We start from the raw sequence: 1,317 nt of genomic DNA on the forward strand, positions 1-1,317 counted from the left end.
GTCATCGTCTAGGAGTATTGCTGATAGACTTGAAACCTCATCTGATATATGGATTGGAATGAGTTCACTGTTTTTATAGAGATGGAATCCATCAGGAATTCTTGAGAAAAGCTCGATCATTCTTGGAAATGTATCATTCGATGGACGTGAGAAGCGGTAAAATACAGGAATTCCACTACTCCTCTCTTGAATTGCATACCCTCCTTCGTGAATAAAATCCCAAAATGCTTTCGCAAATGATGAGTTCAACGTTTCTATGATCACTACGATGTCAAAATCATATGTTGATCGGAATTCCAAATTTGACTTATGAAAAAGAATACTGCAAGCTGTGCCACCAATTATGGCAAACTGATCATTATACTGTCCCAATCGATCTCGAAAGATATCAATGCCATTTACCACGACACCCTCTCCTTAAGTATCTCCAGTGCCTGCTCAGTCCTTTCATCGTACTCGCCGGTGAAACTCAGCAGCAATGAGATATCGTCTACTGTCTTGTCTGTAGCAAGCAGTGTGGGATCATAGTTCCAAACTTCAACAGCATAACCACCGAAGTCCAGAAAATCCTGTCTATCCATCTTCTGAGGCTTTAGGTGTTTTGCTTCACGCTTCGGTACGGCATACGCCCCATCCAGGGAATTCGGTGAAAGCATCGTCAGGGAACTCAATGCCAATATGCCGCCAAGCAAGGCCTTCTCCGGCTTCTTTGAAAGATAGATGGTTTTGAAAACCGGTGATTGCAGGTAGGGCTTTGCTGCTTGGAGCAGTTCTGTTCTTGAATTGGTTGTCAATGTCAGTAGTTTCTTTGTTCCCTCGTTTTGCACCGAAACAAGCCCGATCTGCTGCAGTGAATATATTGCCCTGGTAAGCGTTGCCTTTGAAAGCTGCAACGTTTCAGCCAGTTCGGTCGCGGTTACTGCAGAATCGAAATGCTGATAGTAGAGGTACAAGAAAACCAGTTGGGTACCCGGAGCCATCGCTTCCGGCAACGGGTGATGTATACATAGCCTTTCAGTAAACATACAGGCGGCAAAGGGAAGATAGAGCTGCGCCCCTGGTACCACGAAAGGAATCCTTTGCTGGATGAGCGCATTTCTCTGCTGCGATCGCAGTGATGAGAAGAGTAAAGCACAGTGCAGTTGTGTTATCTGTGATGCTTTGGCGAGGTGTGAGACCACCGTAGGCAAACGGTACTCTTGTGAAAGCGGCTCCATGGCAATGAATGAGATCTCCTGCAAGGTTATAAGAAGAAAGTTATAGCCATCGCTTAAATACAGCGGCATCGTGTCTGTCATTTCATATCTCTGTATGTCA

General features: G+C 45.0%; 2 protein-coding genes. Both read right to left on the reverse strand.

The window, feature by feature from the left end:
- Nucleotides 1–405: hypothetical protein (locus tag B3F49_RS10915; protein ID WP_293911010.1), on the reverse strand; the 405-nt coding region annotated here is incomplete at its 3' end.
- Nucleotides 399–1,317: hypothetical protein (locus B3F49_RS10920; RefSeq protein ID WP_293911012.1), on the reverse strand; the 919-nt coding region annotated here is incomplete at its 5' end. The genes B3F49_RS10920 and B3F49_RS10915, both read right to left, overlap by 7 nt.

Origin of the sequence: Sphaerochaeta sp. UBA5836 (genome assembly GCF_002432845.1) — a bacterium.
In the GTDB taxonomy this organism is placed as follows: Bacteria; Spirochaetota; Spirochaetia; order Sphaerochaetales; family Sphaerochaetaceae; genus Sphaerochaeta.